Here is a 25,142-nt window from a genome sequence, read left to right as displayed (position 1 = left end):
CTTTAAAGCTTTTTGAGAGGAGCGAATCCTACAGCCAGTTTTTTCACATCCCCGTCAAAACTGATCTGAACAATCTTTCCGTCGCAGGAAAGAACTTTTCCCTCTCCAAATTTAGGATGCGATACCATATCACCTGCAGACAAATCATCTGAGCTATCTTCCAAATTTTTCTTCATCTGTTGCCTTGCATATTTCAATTGATCAAAAGGCTTAAATGAACTTCCCTCAGTTATGCCGTCAGAAAATACTCCCTGACCCACATCCCTTTTCTTCTTCTCAAATATAGCATCTCCCTCTATCAAACTTTTATCCAGTTCACGCAAAAATTGCGATTCTCTCGTATAGTCAGTCTTGCCGTAAAGAGTCCTTCTCTCTGCGCTCGTCAGCCACAGACGTTCTTTAGCTCTTGTTATACCTACATAACAAAGCCTGCGTTCTTCTTCAAGACCATCTTCCCTATCAAAAGCTCGCCATCCCGGAAACAACCCATCTTCCATGCCGGGCATAAACACAAATGGAAATTCAAGTCCTTTAGCACTATGCATAGTCATGAGTACAACAGCGTTTTCCCCGGCATCATGATTATCTACCTCTGCCAGAAGAGCGATTCTTTCCATAAATTCCGGCAACGTTATATTTGGATCTTCATCTTCATAATTATATATAACTGATTTGAACTCCATCAGATTCTCTATACGACTCTCGGCCTCAAGAGTATTCTGTTCTTCAAGCGCCTTCAGGTATCCCGATTTGACAAGAAGTCCGTCATAAATATCTGAAATCCTCAAATTTTCCTTTTCTGAGCTGTATGAGTTTATCAGTTCTGTGAAACTCTCTATGTTGGAAGATATTTTAGAAGAAAAAGAGGATATTACTTCTCTGTCCATCAGAGTATTAAAAATACTTTCCTGCCTGACAGCAGCAAGAGTTCTCAGTTTCTCGAGAGTCTTTCCCCCTATTCCCCTTTTTGGTTCATTTATTATCCTAATAAGGGCAAGATCATCAGCCTTATTCTGTACCAGCCTGAGATAACAAGTTATATCCTTTATTTCTTTTCTGTCATAATATCTCAGACCTCCCAAAACCCTATAAGGAATCTCCCTCCTTGAAAGGGCCTCCTCAAAGGTTCTCGACTGTGAATTAGTTCTGTAAAGAATAGCGAAATCATTGTACTTCCTATCAGAAGACTTCATCCTGTTTATTTCACTGGCTATAAAATATGCTTCATCACGCTCGTCCTCTGCTCTATAATATACAATCTTATTTCCGGCATCCTGGTCAGTCCATAGTTTCTTTGATTTTCTACTCCTATTATTAGAAATCACTGAATGAGCTGCACCAAGGATATTTGACGTAGATCTGTAATTCTGCTCCAGTTTTACTACCTTCACATCTTTAAAGTCCTTTTCAAATTCAAGTATGTTCCTTATATCTGCTCCTCTCCACTGATATATGCACTGATCGTCATCCCCTACTACACAGATATTATTATGTGCTTCTGCCAGCATTTTGATAAACATATACTGCATCCTGTTAGTGTCCTGATATTCATCCACCATTATGTATCTGAATCTGTTCTGATATTTGAGCAATACCGTTTCATCCTTTTTAAAAAGTCTTACAGTATTCAAAAGAAGATCATCAAAATCCATAGCATTATTTTTCTTCAAAGCCCTTTCATACATTCCGTAGACCTGAGCCACTGTTTTAGCTTTGATATCATCGCCGTAAACGTTCGTATATTCTTCCGCCGTTATGGGCTTTTCCTTGCATTTGCTTATTATACCGAGAAAATAGGAAGGGGTATATCGCTTTGCATCTATACCAAGTTCCTTTATTATATTTTTTATCATGGTCTTCTGATCTGTAGGATCATATACTGCAAAATCTCTGCCGTATCCAAGCACTTCCGCATGACTTCTGAGTATACGCAGACACGCAGAATGGAATGTCAATATCCATGAATTGAGTCCATGACCAATAAGAGTTTCCACCCTGTCCTTCATCTCCTTCGCCGCTTTGTTTGTAAATGTAACGGCCAGTATATTATAAGGATCGATACCTTTTTCTTCTGTCATATACACTATACGGTGAGTCATGGTGCTTGTCTTGCCGCTTCCCGCTCCCGCCAAAATAAGGAGCGGCCCCTCTGTATACATGGCTGCCGCCCTCTGTTCTTTGTTCAGCTTATTCAAATACTCCATTTATCTATTACCTTACTTAAATTATGAAACTGCTCAAAATACCGAAAAGAAAGTTTACACATGGGGAAATTATTCTTCCTGTTATTCCGAAGATTATGAGTGCTATGAGTATCCAATCTCCGTATCTGTAAAGAGTCCAATAAATCTCTGTGTGCTTTATATTGAATATCTCAGATATAATCGAAAATCCATCAAGAGGAGGGCAAGGGATCAAATTAAAAATCATCAGAACAAGATTTATCTGTATAACATACATAATCATCATCCACAGTATACTGCCCACACTTCCCGACAGGAAACTCGGTCCCATAGTCATATATAATATCTTAGCAACGATAGCAAACACTATAGCTATTACGAGGTTCATGGTAACTCCCGCCAGAGACACAAGCAGTTCATCCCGTCTTCTTTTTTTGAAGTTAGAAGGATTTATCTGTACCGGTACACCCCAGCCAAAACCTGCAAACAGCAACGCCGCAAGTCCAACAGGATCTATATGTGCCAAAGGATTTATCGTGACCCTTCCCTGCATCTTAGGAGTGGGATCCCCTAACTTGAATGCTACCGCAGCATGGGCAAATTCATGAAATGCCAGACCGATTATTATTCCCGGAAGCATCATAAGCTCTCCCATAAGCCAGTTCATAGGATCTGAAAAGGCTCCGCGCCTAAATGCATTGGACAGAAGTACAACTATTAAAATCAAAAATGTAATATTAAAATTACGTCTCAATCGAATCCCCCCGATCTTTCACAATAAGTTTTGCCGTTTCTATAGTATATCATTTATCATAAAAAAATAACAGTTAAATATACAACTGCAAAAACGTACTGATTTGATCAAAAGATAAAAAACAGAATCATATTCGCTGATTATTTTCAGCATCTGATTTTATCGTACATTCATATCTATAAAAAAGGGCAGTTCTTCTACGATATATCATCGCTTCTGCCCTCTTTTTATTATAATTTATAATCTTAGCCCTTTTCTGCCCGAAAAGTCACTTTGCCATCCATCATAGTAAAAACTATTCGTGCATCTTTTATCTGGCTGCTGTCAACCTCAAAAAGATTCCTGTCTATAACGATTATATCAGCCAATTTCCCTGCCTCCAGTGTTCCCAGCTCATGTTCTCTATTGTATACCGTTGCAGAACCCAAGGTATTAGCAATAAGAGCTTCTGCTAAGGTTATATTTTCTTTGTTTCGTATACCTGCGTGAGAACCATCATAATTTTTTCTCGTAACAGCTGCATATATACCCGGAAATTGATTATAATGTACCACCGGAAAATCTGTTCCCAATGCCAGCGTTACTCCTGAATCAAGAATACTCCTCATGGGCCAAGCCCAGCGGCATCGCTTTCTGCCTACCCTTATGATTTTCTCGTTATTATCCAAAGCCAGATGTTCACCTTGCATGGACGCAATAACACCCAGCTTCGCAAACCTTTTTATATCTTCCGGATCTATCGTTTCGATATGTTCTATAGAATTTTTCAGTCCATGTCTTCCATTTACTTTCTCAGACGCTTCGAAAGCATCTAATGCCATTTTTACTGATCCGTCCGCAATACAATGTATCCTGACAGGAAGTCCTGCCGCATTTGCTGCTACAACACTGTCTTCCAGATCTTCTTTTGAAACGAGAGGCACCCCTTCTCCGCATGTTCCCGGCTTATCAGCATATTCCTCTTTTAAAAAACCTGTATAAGTAGATGTAACACCATCAAGAAACCCTTTGAGTCCACTGACCCTGAAAACATCCGATGAAAATTCCTTCGCCAGCTTTTTGGCATCCGAAAAATCTGTATATCCCATCAGAGCAGTATATACATGCACCCTACTGGTAAACTTCCCGGCCTCGGCCATTCTTTTAAACACCTTATATCTATCATAATTTGCACGACTATATTCGTCTGCACTCATTTCACTGAGGGAAGTAACTCCATAAGCTGCAAGTCCTTTCATAAACGATTCCATGATTTCTTCCATCTGTTCTTCAGGGAAATCATACATTTTTTCCCATGCATACGACAATGCTTCAGGTTCATAGACAAGACCATTCAGCTCTCCATTTTCATCAATTCCTACTGAGCCACTCTTTATTTTCATATCCGTATGGTATCCTGACTCTTTCAAAGCTAAACTGTTCAACCAACATGTATGTGCATCAGCACAATTCATATATACCGGTCTGTCTGGAATTATACTATCCAGCGAATTCTTGGAAGGCAACAGAGAATTCTTCCAATTGGCAGGAAACCAGCCGTAACCCCTTATACGTATTTCTTCCGGATGGCAGTCTGCATAATCCTTTATCATACAAACCGCCTCTTCCTCCGATGTCGAGGATGTCAGATCCACCATATGATCACTATCTGCTACAGCACCCCACCACAGATGATCATGACCGTCAACAAATCCAGGCATTATCAGATAATCTCCAAAATCATAAACTTCTGTATTTGCTGAAATATATCTATTTATATCTTTATAATTCTTGACAGCTATTATTTTATTTCCTTTTACTGCAATGCCGCCTTTCATCAATTTTTTATCTTTTACAGTAAAAATCGCATTTCCCTTTATTATTATATCTGCTGTAATGCTCTTAGTTGCGTCAATCAATTTTTACACATCCTTTTTTCTTCTTATTTATTGTCACAAGCAATACTATCCCGCCTATTACAAGCCATATGCTTCCTATAATAAGAGCTTTCCTCCCCAGATTAACCCACAAGGATATACACACTGACGCTCCGGCTGCCGGCAGCACTATATAATTTACAGCTGCCTTGATTCCTCTCCTGCATTCTTTCATCCAGTAATGGACAAATACTGATATATTTACCAGAGTAAACCCCAGCAATGCTCCGAAATTTATCATAGTAGTTCCCAGATCAAAATCTATGTACAAAGAAAGTAGAGAAACCACACCGATCAATATAATATTATAACTGGGAACCTTAAATCTTGTGCTTATATGTCCGAAGAATCTTGCCGGAAGCTGATGATCTCTTCCCATTCCAAAAAGAATTCTGGCGCATGACGCCTGAGAAGAAACCGCTGACGCAAGACATGATACTATCATTACTACACATAGAAAAGTCGCCATAAACTGCCCTGCAATATACCCAACAAGCTGATAAGACCCTCTTCCGGAATCAATCTGCATCCAGCCGTCAGGCCACGCCAACTGGAACAAATACGTAGAAAGCACAAAAAGTCCTCCGGCTGTCAAACATACTATTATAAGAGCTCTGCCTACTGTTTTCCCCGGATTTTTAGTCTCCTCTGCCAGCGTTGTCACCGAATCAAACCCTAAAAAACAAAGGCACAATACCGATGCACCTCCTATCACACCTGTTATTCCTACACTTCCCCATTCTGAAGCATTCCAGAGTCCGCTGATATCAATGATATCATAATTTTTTGATAAGATAGTTTTTACTGCAAAAATAACAACAGCAATGACAAAAGCTAATTGTATAACTATAAATATATTGTCAAATGCAGACATAATCTTCACTCCGGCTAAATTCACAACAGTAACTATCGTTATCAGTGCAAAAATATCAGCCCATATAGGTACTCCCGGCAGCAAGATGGGTATGTATCCTGACGCAATGATATAATTTATCATAGGAAGCAATATGTATCCCAAAAGTATCGCCCAGCCTGCCATAAATCCAATATTAGGATGCATTGTTTTGCCTACATAACTATAGACTGAGCCTGCTACCGGAAAAGCAACCACCATCTGTCTGTAACTTAAAGCTGTAAAAAACATAGCTATCGTGGCAATAGCATATGCCAAAGAGATCATGCCATGTGTACTTCCGTTTACAAGTCCAAAATACGAAAAGATCGTACATGGAGCCAGATATGCAAATCCAAAAAGACATACCCCCGGCAGTCCCAGCACTCGCTCAAGTTTTTGTTCATACCCAAATTCTTTCAGAGTATCAATCCGTCTTCCATCAATCATAGATAAAACTCCTTTCACCAAAACTGAAATAGTAATGATTATGGGTAAGATATTAACAGAATATTTAAATAAAACAAATTATTCATTTTATTTATTTTTTAAGAAGTTCAATAAATATTTTCCTAATCGTAATTATTAATTTGACAGGAAATCATTACTTTATTGTTATATAAAAAATTTTACTGATGCAATTTGTTTTATCCAATGTTTAGTTTTATGTTAACTAATATCACTATTTGATGTGACAACTTTCAACAAGTGTATAAGTCCCGATTTTTCAGCATTATAGGGAGTTATCCACAGAACTTCAACGATTGTATACAATTTTATCCAACGAAGGCTGTGCATAACTATTTTTTTAAAAAACCATATTTTTCAACGATTTAAGCTGTCAAGAATAAATTTGACATCATAGTTATCCACAGCTTTATTCATTTTATTTAACACTTAACAAAAAGCTCTGAATTTCAACGATCTAATGGCAATGAATACAATAAACGTTATAAAACATATACGTAACTAAAATCAATGGTCTCCAAAAATACATAAGTAAAACTTGTTAATAATACTTGTATGCATTAAGAGACGGCAAACCTCATTCACAAAAACAAATATGCGAAGAATGATCTTTGTAAAGACCTTCTTCGCATATTTTTATTTATCGGAAAACTCTATATCAGTATCTCCATTATTATTAGAAACCTTTAAAATTTTCGATCCTCCTTGCTTATCTGACGGCAGATTACTCTTACCTTTCTTTGTTTCACAAGTGATATCAAAATCATCATAACTGCCTATAATCAAGCCGGATATATTCCCGTTTTTTGAGATAAGTGTAATAGAATCATCTGCATCCAGTTTTTCAAATGATATATTGCCTCCACTTACCGAAACAGATATATTGCCAACTGCAGACAGCTCACAAAGTTTGATATCCTCATTGGTAGTAGATAAAATCAGTGTATCCAAAAGTTTATCCGGTATCCTCAAAGATATTATGCGATTTTCCTCTGATGGCTTAACTCCGATATAATCCGTCCATTCCTTGCTATTGTCCGCAGTCATAACCAAATGAGCATCAGAAACAGAAATATTATAGTACTCTTTACTGTTTTGTGAATAATCAATATGAATCTGATTATCATCCGATGATGATACTTCTATCAACCGGTCCTGAACGTTAATCTCGATCTTTTTAATCAATTCTGAATCAACTGTATAAACTTCCCGTTTAAAAGACTCGCCTTTATCATCACAACCTGTTAATACAGTTATTCCCAACATAAGAAGTATAAAAAATAGAATTGTTTTTTTCATAGCATACTACTCCTTTACATTTAAATTATTTTCTTTTTAATATTCCCGGAGATAATAAGAATCTTTATTATTGACATTATCGTTTCTCCATATTAAGATGTATTCTAAACCTTTGTGCAACACAAAAGTCAAGAGGACAATATACAAATGAAAAAATACTTTTCAATAAGTGCAGCTGCAAAAAAAACAAATGTTACAAGCGAAACGCTCCGTCATTATGACCGTATAGGTCTTTTAAAACCAAGCAAAAAAGATGAACGAACAAATTATCGCTACTATTCAGAAGAAGATATAATACGTTTAAATACAATATGCTCTCTGCAGAAAATGGATTTGCCTCTGAAAGCTATAAAAGAAGTTCTTGAATATGATGATTTAAACAAAGTGATCGATTTTTTGACAGAAGCAGAGAAAAAAGCCGATGAAAAAATTGCAGATTTGCAATACAGTAAACAAAAAATACAAGCTGCAAAAGCAGATTATAAAAGTAAGCTGCAATATCAAACTCCCGCAGAAGATGTTACTGTAAAATATTTCACAAAACGAGTAATCATGCTTTCTGACAATTTAAAATCTCCTGCACTTGATAATCTTTGGAACTATCTGAAACACTTTTACGACAAAATCGACCCGGAAGAAAAACAGTCTTTTTTATTTGAAGATCTGGCAGGAGTCTATACTGAAAATGGTATATCAAGATTATTTGCTCTATGTATCCGCTATGGTAATGCAGACGGTTTAAAAATACTTCCCGAAGGATACTATTTATGCTCTTCCTGCAACGAAGAAAATCGGATAAAAAAGATCGACGAGGTATTGCAGACAGTAAAAACCGATTATCATACAGAACCTGAATTCATCGTACAGCAAATCATCATATCCGGTATATTGCAGTGGCACTATCAAATACAAGTATATCTGCATAGATAATCAAAAACCAAAAACGGTATGACCAATCTGTAGGCCATACCGTTTCGTATAAATAACAATTCTTTATCAAAGCAGCATTCTGTCATTATCTATCTCAAACTTTTCAATTAGCTTTTCTACTGTCATTTTTTTCCGTTCATCGCCGCTGATATCCATTTTTATTTTACCTGACTGCATTAATATAGTCCTGTTCCCATGCTCCAAAGCAGCTTTCATATTATGAGTTATCATCATAGTGCATAATTTATCATTATCTGCAAAATAATCCGTCAACTCAAGCACCTTTTTAGCTGCGGAAGGATCCAGCGCCGCCGTATGTTCATCAAGAAGAAGAAGTTTAGGCTCTGCGATCACCGCCATGAAAAGAGTCAGCGCTTGTCTCTGTCCACCGGAAAGCAATCTGACTTTTTCCTTCATCCTATCCTCAAGACCCATCCCAAGCAATGCAAGTTTTTCTTTAAACAGTTCTCTGTCCGATCTGCTGATACCTGCCTGCAAACCCCTTCTCCGCTTTTTATTATAGGCTATGGAAAGGTTTTCTTCTATAGTCATATCAAAAGCAGTTCCCTTTAAAGGATCCTGAAAAACACGCCCAATCATTTTTGCTCTCTTATGTTCCGGCATATCTGACATATCTTTGCCATCCAGAACTATTTTCCCACTGTCCACAGGAAAAACTCCAGCTATAGAATTCATCAAAGTAGATTTACCGGCTCCGTTGCTTCCTATTATAGTTATAAAATCTCCGGAAGCTCCATGAAAATTCACACCATCTAGGGCAGTCATTTCATTTATGGTTCCTTTAGCGAATATCTTTGTAAGATTCTCTATTTTAAGCATTTCTTTCACCTGCCTTTGATCTTTTCTTCCTGAGAGAAAAATTTTCTCCGAGCATTCCCATGGCAAGTGCGATAGTTACTATAACCGCAGACACAAGTTTAAGATCTGTAGGCGGCATTCCCAGATAAAGTGCAACACCTATAACCATTCTGTAAACCACAGCCCCAAGCGCTACAGCTATAAGCCTTCTTAACAGTCCTCCGGTTCCGAACAGTACTTCACCAATAATAACAGAAGCCAGACCTATAACTACCATACCAGTGCCCATTCCTACGTCTGAATAACCCTGATACTGAGCGAGCATGCCTCCTGCCAGCCCCACCAGGCCATTTGATACCGAAAGTCCAAGAAGCTTCATATTATCACTGCTTATACCTGCTGCTCTTACCATCTCCTCATTGTCACCTGTAGCTCTCAGTGCAAAGCCTTTCCTTGTCTTCAAAAAAGCAAACATGAAGAATATCACAACAGCGGCTATGATAAGACCAAAAACTATAGAACTCCATCTGAATCCATTCATAGCGTTTTCTACTGTTTTATAAAGTGTAGGAGTACTGTTGAGATTAACATTGGCTTTGCCTTGTATCCGTAAATTTATAGAATATATCCCCAGCATTACCAATATGCCTGCGAGAAGTGACTGAATCTTCAGCTTTGTGTTGAGCAAAGCTGTTATGGCTCCTGCGCCCATACCAAACACAAAAGCCAAGATCAATCCAAGGATACACATCAGAGTCTGCGCTGTCGGTTCCATTCCGGAAGCCGCAGTACACATCACAGCAGAAACAGCGGCTCCTGTTACAATACTGCCATCTACTGTCAAATCCGGTGTATTGAGTGTCCGAAATGACAAAAATACTCCTAAAGCCAGTATAGAATATATCAGTCCCAGTTCTAACGCTTCAAGTAATGTAACAATTAACATTTTATAAATCTTCCTTTGCTAAATCAGTTGCTTTATCAAGAATATCCTGAGGTATAGTTATTCCCATATCAGCCGCAGTCTGGCTGTTGATATATATAGCCATCTCATCCATAGTTCTTACAGGCATTTCCCCAGGATCTGCTCCGTTAATTATCTCTGCCACCATATCTGCTGTCTGCTGGCCGAGATACTCATAATCAACGCCATAAGTGGCAAAAGCTCCGTCCTTTACCATTGAATCAGCACCTACATAAAAGGGGATCTTTGACTCTATGAAAACCTGATTGGCAGTTGCTATAGACGATGCTACAGTATTATCTGTAGGAGAGAATACTATATCACATTTCTTAGCCAGATTCTGAGCAGCCGGCTGTATCTCATTAGTACTTGTTATAGCTGATTCTATCACTTCCAAAGAATTTTTTTCTGCAAATTCTTTCAAAGCTTCTACAGCTGAAACTGAATTTGTCTCACTTGAATTATAAAGTGTCCCTATCGTCTTAAATCCTGGTGTTATCTCCTGCGCAAGTCCCATTATCTTTTCCACAGAAATAACATCCGATGTACCGGTAACATTCCCGCCCGGTTTCTCCATATCAGCGACCACTTCAGCGGCCACAGGATCTGTAACAGCTGAAAATACAATAGGAATATCTTTTGTTTCACCCATCGCTACCTGTGTAGCCGGAGTCGTTATGGAAACGATCACATCAACGTCATCTGCCACAAAGCCCTGACAGATAGTCTTGAGGTTTGACTGTTCATTCTGAGCGTTTTGATAATCTATTTCTATATTTTCTCCATCCACATATCCTTCTTCTTCAAGCTGAGCTATGATAGCTTCCCTTATCTGATCAAGAGACGTATGTTCAACAAGCTGAACTATTCCTATCTTAACAGTATCTTCTCCCCCTTTGCCGGATTCTCCGCAGCCTGCTAATACTATCGACATGGCTGCCAATATGGCTATAAAAATCGCTAAACTCTTCTTCTTCATTTCTTCTCTGCGCAAGCACCTGCCCGCGCTCTCCTTTCTCTGCATTTTCCGGTCTTTAACTGCTCTCGTGATTCTCTGCAAATTTTAAGATGATCCTGTGTTTTACCTGCCTTTTTTCCTAAGATCAAAGTAATTCGCTCGGGAAAACGGACAGAGCAGCAGCAAAGCTGCGTAGAAGCACCTTTAAGACACGTTCTCGCCGTATTTTACGGTAGATTCCTCCAAATCAAAAATTGGAGAAACCCTTACATGAGCCCTGCTGCGAAATCATAGATTTCATGCTATGGCTTCAAGATACGACCATGTCATAAAAAAACGCTCGTCCTCTCTCAAGGACAAGCGTTTGCCTGCGGTACCACCTTGTTTAATGCTAGATGCATTCTCTCTGCAGAGTGCCGTCACACTCCCTGCCCGTTACGCCGGCATCGCGTCTCAGCTACTCGAAAAAACCTTTCTATCTTTTCTTATCTATCAGGCTATTCTTTCACCTTGCCCTCGGAGGCCCATTTACTGAAACTGCATTTATCCGGCTCTCACCGTCCCGGACTCTCTTAAAAATCGTATATCAGTTTTACTTCCTCGTCTTCGGTTTAGTATTCATATGTCAATATACTATCATTTGAATTTTTAGATGTCAAGTGAGTTTCCACAGTAAAATAGATTTTTATCACAATAAGATATAATATTTTAATAAGACTTAGCCCTCTCAAATGTTAAACATTCTCATATAATTATAAATTCCTTATCCGATTACCTACCATACGTATGACAATTACTATAACAATAATTAATACCATTACTGCTGCAGTAACTATAAAGAAAATTTTATTAGGCTGTTTTAGAATTTCCGTCGGCATCCAACTTTCTATCTTTACTTTTCTTTCATGAGTCTTGCTGTAATACGATGGGATCCTGTTATCTTCAAAAGAATCTATATATGATGCCAGAGCATACCACGCTTTAAGCTCACTGCTTCCGGCATAAACTATATGTTCTTCAAAATCCTCTATTATATCGCCATTTTCATCTTTAGGTTCTATTTTTAAAAGGCCTAAAGATTTATCTTTAACAGCTCCTAACATTTGACAGGAATAAAGGTCTGCAGTTACGCTGTACAATTTGTCATCTTCGACATAGCCAGCTTCTCTGCCGTCATTATATCTGACATCAACAGCCCTATTCAGTATGAGTCTATGTGGATTCCATGAATACTCAAGTCCTGATAAATACAGTCTCGCCACCCCCATAAAATCAGAAATGCTGACATCGACCTCTGCTACAGCTTTCAATTCTTTACCTGTAAGATACGCTTTCACAAGGGGATATCCGGCTTTTCCATCCTTTCCATATCCGAGAGAACTCACATTAAATACATCCGAAACAGTAATGTCACCTTTAAGCAGACTCCCTCTGACAACTCCATGAGGGACAATGGCCACATCCACATCACTTTCTGTATACTCCTTTACAGCATATCTATATGAATCAGCAATAAGATTTCCTAAAGGCTCCTCACCCTGCATAAGACCAAACTCATCTATTGAAGAAAACTCCACATCATTATTAGCGATTACTTGTCCAACACTGTATCCATAATTACTGAAATACTTCTTATCTGCCGAAAGACGATATTCTTCCAGTTCATTTTCAATATCATTATCGCTTTCGACATTCTCATCCAAAGGAATCAGCTCATATGACTTTATATTAAATCTTCCTGTATTCTTATCCCTTTCCAGTACCGCATGTCCCACATTTTTATTATAGCTGCCGCACGAAACAATATATGTCTCTCCCACCTTTATCGGTTCGTCAAAAATAGTATGAGTATGTGCACTGATTATCAGATCTATATCGGGGATCTCTTCAGCCAGCACATAATCTTCTGTGTTTTTCAAACTGTCATTTTCGTTCTCTATAGTGCCGCAATGAGAAAGGCATATTATCATATCCACATCTTCACTCTTTTTTATTGTATGCACCACTTCTTCAGCTGTTTCAGATGCATCTTTGAATATCAGTCCACTCTCAGGAGCATATTCAGCGGCAGATTCGCCCATAAGGCCGAAAACTGCAACTTTTACTCCATTGTGTTCTATTACAGCATAATCCGAAATGCCATAGTCACTGCATGCTTTTTTTAGTTTTTCGGCATTCTCCCTAAGTTCTGAATCTCTTACAGTTGCCTCCCAGTCAATATTAGCTGCCAGAATCATGGGAATATCATCGCCTGATAAAACCGCTGCTTCTAACATAGATGCAAGACCTTCTGCTCTGTAATCAAATTCATGATTTCCCAAAGTCGTAGCATCAAACCCTAAATATCCCATCATTCTCAATTCAGGAGCCTCTTCTGAAAATATTGTCTGATACGATGTTCCCATAGAAAAATCGCCTCCATCTAAAAGAAAACTCTCAGGATATGTATCCTTTATATTCTTCACGACAGTACTCAGCCTGCCAAAACCCCCTGTCTCAATTATTCTCCCATTTTCTTCATTCTTGTCTCCATCCATATGTGAATGCATATCATGAGTAAAAATGACCGATACCTTACTGGCACCGGTCATCGAGTCACTCTTCTCATCTGCAGCAGATACTGTAAAAACACTAATATTTACAAAACTCCCAAACATCACCGTCAGCATAGTGATAACAGCTACAATTATTGATTTTACTGCGTTCTTCATTTATTTTATCTCCTCACACATATACTGCAGTGGAAGCTGATTACTATCGTTTAAAAAATCAGTTATGGCATTAATATCACTGTTCCCGGATAACGCCTCCGTAAATTTATCTACACTCTCAACAAATCCCGAAAACAGACTTTGCTGCGGCTGATAACGAAATTCATAAACATCGCAGCCAACGAGACCACAGTCATAAATCATTTCCTCCACGGCCTCATCATATGTCCCTACTATGTCATCTATCAGTTTATTGCTCTCTGCCTGTTTAGCAGTATAAATCCTGCCGTCTGCAATGGTTTTAACATAATCTGTATCAAGATTTCTTCCCTGCGCTACAACAGATACAAACTGATCATAAGATTCGTCTACAAGACTTTGAAATATATTTCTTTGCTGGTCGCTCATCGGAACTGTAATATCTCCCATCGCCTTATTAGCTCCCGATGTTATTGTCTCAGTTTTTATACCATACTTCTGAAGCAGACCTGATATATCGTAAAGAGTCCCTATGGTAACTCCTATAGACCCTGTCCAACAGTTTCGGTTAGCTATGATCTTATCTGCCGATGACGATACATAATACCCTCCTGAAGTCGCCTGAGATGCAAAATAAGCATATACAGGTCTTTCTGTATATTCCTGATACTCTTTTATCTTAAGATAAAGCTCATCGCTTTCATACACTCCACCTCCGGGAGTATTGACAAATAACATCAAAGCTTTATTGCTTTTATTGTTCATCATACCGTCAACTGCATCAAGTGCGTACTGATGACTGTAGGTACCGCTGTCTTCACTTATAGTCCCTTCTATATAAAGAACTCCTATATGAGAACCTCTTACGCCGGAAGCCCCACTTATATCTCCTCGCTCATGATCCGGATTCACTCCTCTGAAAGCAGCTGTGATACAGCCAAGGAGCAAAACTCCAGCCAGAATGCATCCAAACAGCAATAAGGCCTTCTTTCCTCCGGACCATTTGCGCGGTGTTTTGCCATAATATACAGTCTGAGAACCGCCAAGCGTTCCGGAAGCTTCTGCGGCCTCAGCATCACATCTGCCGTATAGCTTTTTATGCCATGCGTCTCTCGCAGTTATAGGAGTAGACTGCTCTGAACCTTCGCCCAGATTCTTTCTTTCGTTAAAATTTCCATTATCCATCATAGTCTTCCTTTTTCAACACTTCCGAGATCACAATTAATGACTGTATCATCAAATACTTTTATCAGCGATCTCCTGAAGAAGCTTTTCCCGAAGCTCATCTGGGAACATTTCACCGAGTTCTCCGGCTTTGCTTGAACGAACAGTTAGATTTCCCGCCTCTACTTCTCTCTCACCTATAATACAAATGTACGGAGTTCTTTCATTTCTCGCTTCTCTCAGCTTATAGCCTATCTTTTCATTTCTGATATCGGCCTTGACTCTCAGTCCCGCCTCTTCAAACTGCTGGGCTATTTTCAGCGCATAGTCTGTGAACTTTTCCGTTACAGTGAGAAGCTTTACCTGTACGGGAGCCAGCCAAAGAGGGAATTTCCCGGCAAAATGCTCAATAAGAATTCCTATGAATCTTTCAATTGAACCAAATATAACTCTGTGTATCATCACCGGTCTGTGCTTTTCACCATCCGGCCCTACATATGTTATATCAAAACGCTGAGGCATCTGCATATCGAGTTGTATAGTCCCACACTGCCACGTCCTTCCAATAGAATCCTCAAGATGAAAATCAAGCTTAGGCCCATAAAAAGCTCCATCCCCTTCATTTACCACATAAGGAACTCCTATAAACTCCATCGCCTCTCTGAGAGCTGTTTCCGCCGTTTCCCATTCTTCATCTGTTCCCATGGAATCATCCGGTCTTGTGGAAAGCTCTATATGGTAGGTAAACCCGAACATTTTATATACATCGTCTATAAACTTTACGACTCCAATCACTTCGTCTTTTATCTGCTCCGGAAGCATAAATATATGAGCATCATCTTGCGTAAATGTTCTCACTCTCATAAGCCCGTGAAGAGCCCCTGAAAGTTCATGCCGGTGCACCTGCCCCAGTTCACCCATTCTTACAGGAAAATCCCTGTAAGACCACATTTTTCTTTTGTACACCAACAGAGATCCCGGACAGTTCATAGGCTTTATTGCATAATCCTCATCATCTATTTTGGTAAAATACATATTGTCTTTATAGTGATCCCAATGTCCTGAAGTTCTCCAAAGATGTTCATTGAGAATTAACGGCGTCTTGATTTCCTCATATCCTCTTTTTCTATGTTCAGTCTTCCAAAAGTTCTCCAGCTCATTTCTTATTATCATACCGTTAGGCATAAAAAACGGAAATCCCGGACCTTCTTCATAAAGAGCAAATAAATCCATCTCTTTTCCTATTTTGCGATGGTCTCTTTTTTTGGCTTCTTCAAGTTTAGCCAGATACTCATCGAGTTCCTTTTGGCTCGGGAAACATGTTCCGTATATTCTTTGGAGCATAGGCCTGCTGGAATCACCCCTCCAGTAAGCTCCCGCGACACTCTGAAGCTTCACAGCTTTAATCTGTCCGGTCTTTTCCATGTGAGGCCCTGCACACAAATCCACAAAATCTCCCTGCTTATAAAAAGAAATCGTTTCATCCTCAGGCAGGTCTTCTATAAGCTCTACTTTATATACCTCTCCCTTCGCCTTCATGAGTTCTACAGCCTCTTCTCTGGGAAGGACAAACTTTTCCAAAGGATAATTAGCCTGTATTATCTTTTTCATTTCCTTTTGTATTTTCAAAAGATCCTGATCATTAAGCTTATGTTCCATATCAAAATCATAATAAAAACCGTTATCTATGGCAGGCCCTATCGCCAATTTTGCATCAGGCCAAAGTTTTTTCACAGCCTGAGCCATTATATGTGATGTAGTATGTCTGTAACATAATCTAACCTGTTCATCTTCAAAATTTATTTTTTCTTTTGCCATTTCTTCTTCTCCTCTTATCCGTGGTATTTCTCAAGCGCAAGTGTTATCAATCTATCTATAAGTTTATCATATGGTATGCCGGAAGCTTCCCAAAGTTTAGGATACATACTTATATGGGTAAATCCCGGCAATGTATTGAGTTCATTAAATACTACCCTTCCATCTTCTTGAAGGAAAAAATCCACTCTTGCAAGGCCTTCACACCCCATTGCCTGATATATTCTCACAGCTTTACTCCTGATCTCAGCTTCCTTTTCAGCAGTAAGATCCTTAACTATAGCTGTCTTTGATTGATTATTTTCATATTTTGCATTATAATCATAAAATTCATTGGCCGCAAAAATCTCACCTATACATGAAGCTTCAGGATATTCATTTCCCAGAACTGCAACTTCTATTTCCCTTCCTATTATAGTTTCTTCTAAAAGCACTTTTTGATCTTCGCAAAACGCCTTTTCTAAAGCTTCCGGAAGAGCTTCCGATGTTTTTACTTTACTTATTCCTACAGATGAACCTGCATTGGCAGGTTTTACAAACAGAGGAAATTTACAATCAAAAAACTTTTCTATGCTGTCAAGCTCTTTATCGGCATCTTTTTCACAGAGACTTTTATATACAACTAAGCTCTTCGCCTGATCCACAATCGAACTCTGATTTATTATAGCCTTTGTTATCGCTTTATCCATAGATGCAGATGAAGCGGCAGCACCCGAGCCTACGAAAGGAATCCCTGAAAGCTGTAAAAGCCCCTGAATAGTACCGTCTTCACCATTTCTTCCGTGAAGAACCGGGAATATGACATCTGCTTTAAGAATGCTAAAAGATTTATCATCCTCTTGGATCATCACCCCGCCAACACTTTTATCGGGAACTATAAAAGCTTTTTTATTATTTTTATCCTTTTCCCATAAGCCACTATCAATATTAACAATAGGGGAACGTGTCAAAAACCAGTTCCCCTCCTTTGTAATGCCTATGGTATTTATATGATATTTTTCTTTATCCACATGTTCAAGCAATGATGCTGCCGATACACACGAAACTTCATGTTCCGACGATTCTCCGCCGAATAGTATCACAAGAGATGTCTTATCTTTCATATACATTACCTTTCTTTTTAATAATACCCTGTTCTAACAGATATGCTTTCACTGATACTTTGAACATCCTGCGTAGGCTCATAATCCTCCTGTCCGAAGAATTCCTCATGAAGCCGGCTTACGTTGCTTTTAAGTGTAGTCGGGATATTATAATAAGCACCGCTGTTCCAATCACTGTGGTCGTAAGGCCATCCAACACTGTCAGTCATTTTATATGATGTCAGCTTCATGATCATTCCCATCATGTCTGCTGATGTCATATTGGTTTTTATATCGGGAAGAATTTCATTTGAAATTTTCTTAAGCGCCTTGGTATCCATGGATTTAGCTTTTTCAAAGGCCGCCTGTACTACTATCTTCATTCTTTCATTTCTTCTGAAATCACCCGTAACAGCATCTTTTCTTATTCTGGCATATGTAACCGCCTGATTGCCGTTCAAAGTCTGCATACCCGCCGACTCAATTTTAGCATTGGATCCGCCTATATTCTTATAGGTGTCCTGTATATATTTATTCATCTCATTTATTTCTGATTCCTGTATTTCTATATCAAGACCCCCCAGGGCATCGACAGTATCTGCTACTGACTTCCAGTTCACTACCACTACTTCTTTTATATTAAGATCAAGGTTTTTATTGAGAGAATAAAGGACTTTTGTAGGCCCTCCATAATAATATGAATGTGTGACCTTGTCCAATCCCACATCATCACCGAGATCAAGATATGTATCACGATATACGGAAAACATCTTTATCTCATTTGTTTCTTTATTTATACTGGCCACTATAATAGCATCACTTCGCACATCCTGATCATTTGTCATATCTCTGGCATCTATACCCAGCAAAGCTATATTTCTGTAATTCCGAAGATCCGAATCCACTTGAGGATTTATTCCTATCATATCCGGATCAAGCTCAACACGCCCTACATTATCAAGAGTGTTCTTTACAACAGTAAAACCCGCCGCTATAACCCCTCCTATTCCCAAAACCAATATGAGAACAACTAATAATGCTACCTTTAAGCCTCTTCCGTTTTTTCGTCTTTTACCGAATTTTCCCGCTGCCTTTTTTTCATCGCCGGACATTATGTCCATATCATCTTTATTCTTTCTGCCCGGCCTTGCTATACTCTTCTTACCTCTGGCGCGTTCTTCAAGATATCTCTCACGTTCAAGATCGGCACGATGCCTTTGTTTCCTCATTTGCGAATTGCCATAAGGAGTATTATCTACAGAACTTCCGCTCCTGTAAGGTTCTGAATTTATATCCGATCGCCTCGCTCTTTTGCTCTCAGACACGTAATAATCGTTTCCCGATAGACTGCTTCCGCGGCTTGTCCCTTTATTTCCGCCTGACTTTCCTGACTGAAAATACGCTCCATACAGGTCATCATCTTTCACATAATGTCCCCTGTCGCTGCTTCTATTTTCTCTCAGCCTTAAATATTCCTGATAAGCCTGCTCTTTGGCACGCTGTTCATTATTTTTATTCTGTCTTCTTCCTGATGTGCTGCCGTAATCTCTTCTGCCTTTGTCATCACTCATTCATTTGCTCCTTTCACATCACTGACCATTATACCAACAGGATGCCAGTAAATCAATAAAAGCGGAGGTTTTAGCTATGAAAGTTATGTGAAAATTCATCTTTTATTTTCATTTCATATCTCATCTGTTAATTTTTTTACCTTGTCTTTAAGTTTGTCATGGATATCTGCTGATTTTAAACGATCGTTGCCTTTTACACAGCAGTAAAATTTTATCTTGGGCTCTGTACCTGAAGGTCTTACGGCAAGCCATGATCCGTCCCTGAATATATATTTGAGTACATTTGCCTCAGCAAGGCCTTCTGCACCTTTACTGTAATCAAGGACTTCTTTTACTTCCTCGATATCTGAAAATACAGACTCTCCTTTATTTCTTAAAAATCTCATTATCGCTGATATTTTTTCTGCTCCTTTAGCACCCTCAAACACAAAAGAACTCTGATCATCTATATAATATCCGTATTCGCCGGACAACTGATTAAGGACATCTATAAGTGTGAATCCCTTCTGCTTCCAATAAGCTGCCATCTGGCACATAAGCATAGAAGAAGAAATTCCATCCTTATCCCTTATATGAGTTCCCAAAAGATACCCATAACTTTCTTCATACGCCATAAAGATTTCACTATCTTTAAGCTTATTCATCTCCGCAGCCAGATCTTTAAATCCCGTGAAAGTCCGTATCGTACTTACTCCGTAGCTTTCAGCCACATCAGGTCCCATATCCCCTGTAACTATAGACGTTATCAGAAATTTCCCTTTTGACGGTCTCATTCTCCCTAAAAAATCTGCAAAAAGTACTCCTATCTGATTGCCCGACAAATAGACAATCTCCTCATTATGCCTTATGCCAACGCCTACTCTGTCACTGTCAGGATCAGTTCCTATTATTACATCTGCATCAATATTCATAGCTATCTTTTCCGCTATATGAAAAACTGCTTTTTCTTCAGGATTCGGTTTTTTGACAGTAGGAAAATCCCCGTTGTAATCTGCCTGCTCACATACAAGAGTAACATCACCAAAACCGCATCTTTTTAAAGTTTCAAGAACATAATCTCTTCCCGAGCCGTGAATAGGTGTGTATACGATTTTCAGAGCGTCCATCGCTTTCTCATCAACCTGTACTCTGCATTGCAGTACCGCATCCATGAATCTGTCTACCACATCCTGTCCAATATAACTGATATTGCAATCTTCCAAATCCGCTACAGCTACGTCAAGTTCATCCTTCATGTTTTCCACACTTTCGGAGATCTTATGCGCAAGGCTGCTGTCAAGCTGACATCCCGTACTGTCGTAAACTTTAAATCCATTATACACAGGCATATTATGACTTGCTGTTATCACTATACCTCCATCACATCTCATATTTCTTACCGCAAAGGAAAGAAGCGGTACAGGTGAATATCTATCGAAAATAAATGCTTTTATATTGGCGGCAGCCAGCACTCTTGCCGCCTCTTGGGCAAAATATTTTGAATTGTTTCTTGTATCATAGGCTATAGCTACTTTGGATCCCTCTCCAAGAAGGTCTGCCAGCCCTTTCGCTGCCATTCTTATCGTATATTTATTTATACGGTTAGCCCCCAGCCCCATTATTCCTCTCATGCCTGCAGTTCCAAAGCTGAGTCTTTTGTAAAAAGCTTCATAGATTTCCTCATCCGACATCTTTAAAAGTCTTTTTTTATCACTGTCATCAAGATGCGGACTGTTTACCCACTTTTCATATAATCTTTTATGATCCATGATTTTTCCTCCAAACACAAAAAATCTTTGCCCCAAATAATTAAGGCCAGTAAATATGCACATCCCCGTAAACATTGCTATATTTTCCCTCATATTGACAGATGCACCCACTGCAAGCCATGCTACAGCTGGTTTTGCCGCTCCATAAGCGATAAAATAGCACACCACTATGTTCACAGCAAATTTTACTCCGCTTGCCATTACACCGCCTTTATGTCTGAATGTGAATCTCTTGTTCAGTATATAACTGAGTATACTACCAAAAATATAATTTGCCGCTGATGATATCCAATATGAGCACCCCAGAAAATTATAAAGACAAAACATTACAGACGTTCCGAATATAGTATTGATGATACCTACGAAAATGAACCTATACAATCTTTGGACAGACATATTTATCATCTTCTCAAAATACCTCTTAAAAATTTTTTTATTCCTTTTCCCGCGAAATATTCTAAAACTCTGTTTTTAATATAATTTTTCCTGATTACAGTTCTGCTCACTTTTCTGCAGGAACGCATTATAAAATCTTTATCCGTTAGTGGTGTCAGTACTGATGTTATGCGGCTTTTTTCAAATCTAAGTTCCTTATATATTTTATCTATATCAGAGATATCATCACCTGAAAACCTCAATCCATCTAAGGCGTCTTTCCTGAAAAGTTTATTTGTAAAAGAATTGTCCAATACATTTATTGTCATTTTTTCAAACCGCTCTCTGTCACCATAGCCAAATATAGCATCTATTAAATTTATACGAGTGTTGATTCTGTCATTCTTGCAAAGGTCACCAAAATAAAACCCTCTCATATATACCGAAATAAAATCCAGTTTGCCATTATTTCGAAGTTTATCAGCCATCTTTTTAAATGTATGGATATCAAGAATAACAGGTTCATTAATAAAATAGATGTATCGCCCTTTAGCATCCCTTAGAAGCTCATTACGATCAATATTTTCCGCATCCGTAACAACGATATTAGACATCTCTTTAAAACTCTCTGCCATCCTGTCAAAATCTTCTTTAGTCATAATAACTTCAAAAGAAGGAAATTCCTGATTATATAAACTTTCCACTGAAAGATCCAAGCCCGCTTTATCCATGCCAGATGAAATAACTACCGATATAAGCGGCTCTGCCATTATATCTTCCTTCAGCTTATCTTCTTTTGTAAGTCTCTTATCAGGAACTATATCCCAGTCTTTTTCTACAATATCTTCCCATGCATCTTGGGAAAGCATGGGGCGATATAATAACAATGTATCTGAAAGTGCAGATTCTACATTTTCACACCGCCATATTCTTCTATAAAAAGCCTGTATTATACCTCCACTTATAAATCTTGTAACAAGCCTGTCTTTGTATTCGATTTTTTTTGTGTCAGTCTGATTTTCAGTTATTTGTTCTGAAAACTTCAGTATGTCTTTATATACACGTTTTCTGTCATCCAAATACTTTATTCCCACCTTCTTGGATGCAGTATGTTCACCTTGCCAAAAAGGACGTCTGATATAATCATAAACTATATGCTTACAACCGCATATACGAGGACTTGCTGACAAAACCTGAAACAAAAAATGTCCATCCTCAGCAACTTTTACATCCATAAATTTCACACCGTTATCTCTTAAAAATGATAATCTGTACATTTTATTGCACTGAGACCACGTATTTATAAAATTTATATCATCAGGATCTATTTTTCTTTTTTTTGACAGAGCCTTACTTTGGCGATTTACAGAAGCTTTTCCGTAATTATAGGTTGTCATAATTCCTACTGTCATATCAAAGTTATCTGAAACTATTGAAGCATACATGTTTTCAAGGGATTTCTGAGGAATATGATCATCTCCATCAAAAAATATTATATACTTCCCTTGCGCCAGCTCCATTCCTCTGTTTCTTGCAGCAGATACCCCATAATTTCCCTGTTTGAATATCCTAAAACGACTGTCATCTGATAAAACAGAACACATCCTTTCATAGGAATGATCTGAGCTTCCATCATCTATCACTATCGCTTCAAAATCTTTGAAGCTTTGACCTTTTACCGACATAAGCATTTGGCATATATCATTTTCAAGGTTATAAACAGGTATAATTACAGAAATTTCAGGCACCGTTTCATCTCCTCTTTTCTATACATTCCACTTCATGATAGTCTTTCCTCCGGCCTTTTTTATATCAGATTCAAAGGCTCTATTCATATCTTCTACAGATCTTACATCTATTACAGAATCTATCAAATTGGCAATAAGCTGCGCTGCTTTATCATTCTGTGATAAAAATTCAACAGTATTTTTAAAATCCTCATAGCCGGATCTGCTGCTTCCAAAAATTTTTAATCCCTTTTCGAGTACCATTCTCGTATTGAGAGGGACTCTATTCTCACTTACACCCATTAAAGCAATGGATCCCTCCGGTCTTATATAATCAATTATCTGATTATCAGCCATTTCGCAGCCCTGACCGCCTACACATTCAAAAGCATGATCAAATGTCATGTTCTCCGGAATTTCATTTACATGAAAAGTATCTTCTGCGAATACGAAACCTGCCATTTTATCATCATGAATACCCATAATATAAAGTTTTACATCAGGCAGCTCGTGTTTAAGTATTATGGAAACGAGAAACGCAAGGTTCCCATCTCCCCAGATAGCAATGGAATCTTTTCGCCTATGACTGAATTTCAAAAACCGCTGCACTGTATGATAGCTTACTGATATTATCTCTATAAATGCTCCGACTCTTAGGTCAATATTGTCAGGTAGTTCTATAAGCCTGTCTCTCCTCATGGCCACATTGTCCTGCATAAAGCCATCAAATCCACTGGCTCTGAATTTACTGCTTCTCAAATAATTCTCCGCAATGACACTATCTTTTTCAAACGGCGTATTAGGTATCATCACAACCTTCTGACCCACATCAAATTCTTCTCTGCTGTCATAAACCACTTCACCTACGGCTTCATGGATTAATGCCATTGGAAGCTTTTTTTTAAGTACTTCCGGCGCTCTTTTTCCCTGATAATATCTCTGATCAGCATTACATATACTCAAAAAAGAAGGTCTTACTATGACTACATCATCATTAAGATCTATCTCTTCAAATTCAATCTCAAAATTTCTCGGTTTAACTAACCTATATATAGTATTTAACATAATTATCTTCCACCTAAATCTCATTCTTTATCAGTGCTTCCGCTACAGTAATATCATATGGATATGTTATTTTGATGTTATACGTTTCCCCGCTGACAAGATGCACCTTCTGACCCTTGATAGCAAATATCTTAGCAGCGTCTGTAAGTATGTCTTTCTCTGCTTTTGTCAGAGCTTCATAAAGTTCCCACAGTTTTTTTGCTTTGAATGTCTGAGGTGTCTGCCCCTGATACAAAAACTTTCTGTCAGGTATCTGAGATATAGTTTGCCCGTCGAATGATTCAACAATGGTATCAGTAGCAGCAACCACAGTATCACAAGCATCACAAAAATCCATAGATTCAATATTATCCTTTAATATCCTGGTGGTCACAAAAGGTCTGACTGCATCATGCGTTACAATAACAGTCTCATCATCCAGTACACCTTTCTCATCAATATATTTTACAGCATTCATCAAAGTCTCGTTTCGAGTATCCCCACCTTTTAGAACAACTATTTTTTCTCTGTTTTTTATATATTTGCTGATAATCTCATCTGTATACTCGATCCAATCCTCTGGACAAAGCACTATGATTTTCTCAAATCTGCTAATCATCATAAACTTTTCCACAGTGTGTATTATTATAGGCTTTCCGCCTATATTTATAAACTGTTTTGGTTTTTCCACACTGCCCATTCTGCTGCCTATTCCTCCGGCTAAAATCACTCCATATACCATA

General features: G+C 38.4%; 18 protein-coding genes. 1 reads left to right on the top strand and 17 read right to left on the bottom strand.

The genetic code is table 11. The features are described from left to right. Positions 1-2: 2 nt before the first annotated feature. The 5 genes from H8692_RS06625 to H8692_RS06605 all read right to left on the bottom strand — a co-directional run bounded on the left by H8692_RS06625 (position 3) and on the right by H8692_RS06605 (position 7,512). The gene (locus tag H8692_RS06625) at positions 3-2,204 is read right to left on the bottom strand and encodes an ATP-dependent helicase (RefSeq protein WP_187525295.1); all 2,202 of its coding nucleotides are present in this window, start codon (positions 2,202-2,204) and stop codon (positions 3-5) included. Positions 2,205-2,220: 16 nt separating this feature from the next. Further along, a complete protein-coding gene (locus tag H8692_RS06620) occupies positions 2,221-2,937 on the bottom strand; it encodes a site-2 protease family protein (RefSeq protein WP_177267473.1) in 717 nt (238 codons plus the stop codon). 245 nt (positions 2,938-3,182) lie between these two features. Next, positions 3,183-4,835 (bottom strand): amidohydrolase, encoded by a 1,653-nt coding sequence (locus tag H8692_RS06615; RefSeq protein ID WP_187525294.1) that lies wholly within the window; start codon positions 4,833-4,835, stop codon positions 3,183-3,185. Next, complete coding sequence (locus H8692_RS06610) at positions 4,828-6,195, bottom strand: APC family permease (protein WP_187525293.1); 1,368 nt, start codon at positions 6,193-6,195, stop codon at positions 4,828-4,830. Before H8692_RS06610 ends, H8692_RS06615 begins: the two co-directional genes overlap by 8 nt. A 654-nt stretch (positions 6,196-6,849) precedes the next feature. Next, on the bottom strand, positions 6,850-7,512 hold the full coding sequence (locus tag H8692_RS06605) for a DUF4097 family beta strand repeat-containing protein (protein ID WP_187525292.1): 663 nt from the start codon (positions 7,510-7,512) through the stop codon (positions 6,850-6,852). 147 nt (positions 7,513-7,659) lie between these two features. On the opposite strand from H8692_RS06605, the gene H8692_RS06600 reads away from it, so the two are divergent. Then, positions 7,660-8,442: a MerR family transcriptional regulator gene (locus tag H8692_RS06600; RefSeq protein ID WP_187525291.1), complete on the top strand. Its 783-nt coding sequence runs from the start codon at positions 7,660-7,662 to the stop codon at positions 8,440-8,442. 66 nt (positions 8,443-8,508) lie between these two features. Here the strand turns inward: H8692_RS06600 and H8692_RS06595 are convergent, their stop codons facing one another. From H8692_RS06595 to H8692_RS06540, 12 genes are all read right to left on the bottom strand, one after another. Continuing rightward, entirely contained in the window at positions 8,509-9,282 is a 774-nt protein-coding gene (locus tag H8692_RS06595) for an ABC transporter ATP-binding protein (RefSeq protein WP_177267478.1), read from the bottom strand. After that, positions 9,275-10,207: an ABC transporter permease gene (locus H8692_RS06590; RefSeq protein ID WP_187525290.1), complete on the bottom strand. Its 933-nt coding sequence runs from the start codon at positions 10,205-10,207 to the stop codon at positions 9,275-9,277. The genes H8692_RS06595 and H8692_RS06590 overlap by 8 nt, the downstream gene beginning before the upstream one ends. Position 10,208: 1 nt before the next feature. Then, a complete protein-coding gene (locus H8692_RS06585; protein ID WP_243206932.1) occupies positions 10,209-11,249 on the bottom strand; it encodes an ABC transporter substrate-binding protein in 1,041 nt (346 codons plus the stop codon). Positions 11,250-11,935: 686 nt separating this feature from the next. Beyond that, positions 11,936-13,894, bottom strand: coding sequence for a bifunctional metallophosphatase/5'-nucleotidase (locus H8692_RS06580; protein ID WP_187525289.1), 1,959 nt, complete (start codon positions 13,892-13,894; stop codon positions 11,936-11,938). After that, entirely contained in the window at positions 13,895-15,061 is a 1,167-nt protein-coding gene (sppA, locus tag H8692_RS06575; RefSeq protein WP_187525288.1) for a signal peptide peptidase SppA, read from the bottom strand. A gap of 48 nt (positions 15,062-15,109) precedes the next feature. Continuing rightward, on the bottom strand, positions 15,110-16,855 hold the full coding sequence (thrS, locus tag H8692_RS06570) for a threonine--tRNA ligase (protein ID WP_187525287.1): 1,746 nt from the start codon (positions 16,853-16,855) through the stop codon (positions 15,110-15,112). 14 nt (positions 16,856-16,869) lie between these two features. Beyond that, positions 16,870-17,955, bottom strand: a complete 1,086-nt coding sequence (locus H8692_RS06565; protein ID WP_177267484.1) for a D-alanine--D-alanine ligase family protein — start codon at positions 17,953-17,955, stop codon at positions 16,870-16,872. A gap of 17 nt (positions 17,956-17,972) precedes the next feature. After that, on the bottom strand, positions 17,973-19,505 hold the full coding sequence (locus tag H8692_RS06560; RefSeq protein ID WP_177267485.1) for an LCP family protein: 1,533 nt from the start codon (positions 19,503-19,505) through the stop codon (positions 17,973-17,975). Positions 19,506-19,618: 113 nt separating this feature from the next. Next, positions 19,619-21,649 carry a GtrA family protein gene (locus H8692_RS06555; protein ID WP_187525286.1) on the bottom strand — a complete coding sequence of 677 codons (2,031 nt, stop codon included), beginning with the start codon at positions 21,647-21,649 and terminating at the stop codon, positions 19,619-19,621. A 5-nt stretch (positions 21,650-21,654) separates the two neighbouring features. Further along, positions 21,655-23,376 (bottom strand): glycosyltransferase, encoded by a 1,722-nt coding sequence (locus H8692_RS06550; protein ID WP_187525285.1) that lies wholly within the window; start codon positions 23,374-23,376, stop codon positions 21,655-21,657. An 18-nt stretch (positions 23,377-23,394) separates the two neighbouring features. Next, positions 23,395-24,420 carry an alcohol dehydrogenase catalytic domain-containing protein gene (locus H8692_RS06545; protein ID WP_177267488.1) on the bottom strand — a complete coding sequence of 342 codons (1,026 nt, stop codon included), beginning with the start codon at positions 24,418-24,420 and terminating at the stop codon, positions 23,395-23,397. 13 nt (positions 24,421-24,433) lie between these two features. Then, the gene (locus H8692_RS06540; protein WP_187525284.1) at positions 24,434-25,141 is read right to left on the bottom strand and encodes an IspD/TarI family cytidylyltransferase; all 708 of its coding nucleotides are present in this window, start codon (positions 25,139-25,141) and stop codon (positions 24,434-24,436) included. Position 25,142 lies beyond the last annotated feature (1 nt).

The organism is Lentihominibacter hominis, from assembly GCF_014385065.1.
GTDB classification, from domain to species: Bacteria; Bacillota; Clostridia; order Peptostreptococcales; family Anaerovoracaceae; genus Lentihominibacter; species Lentihominibacter hominis.
This window is presented reverse-complemented; position numbering and strand designations above follow the sequence as displayed.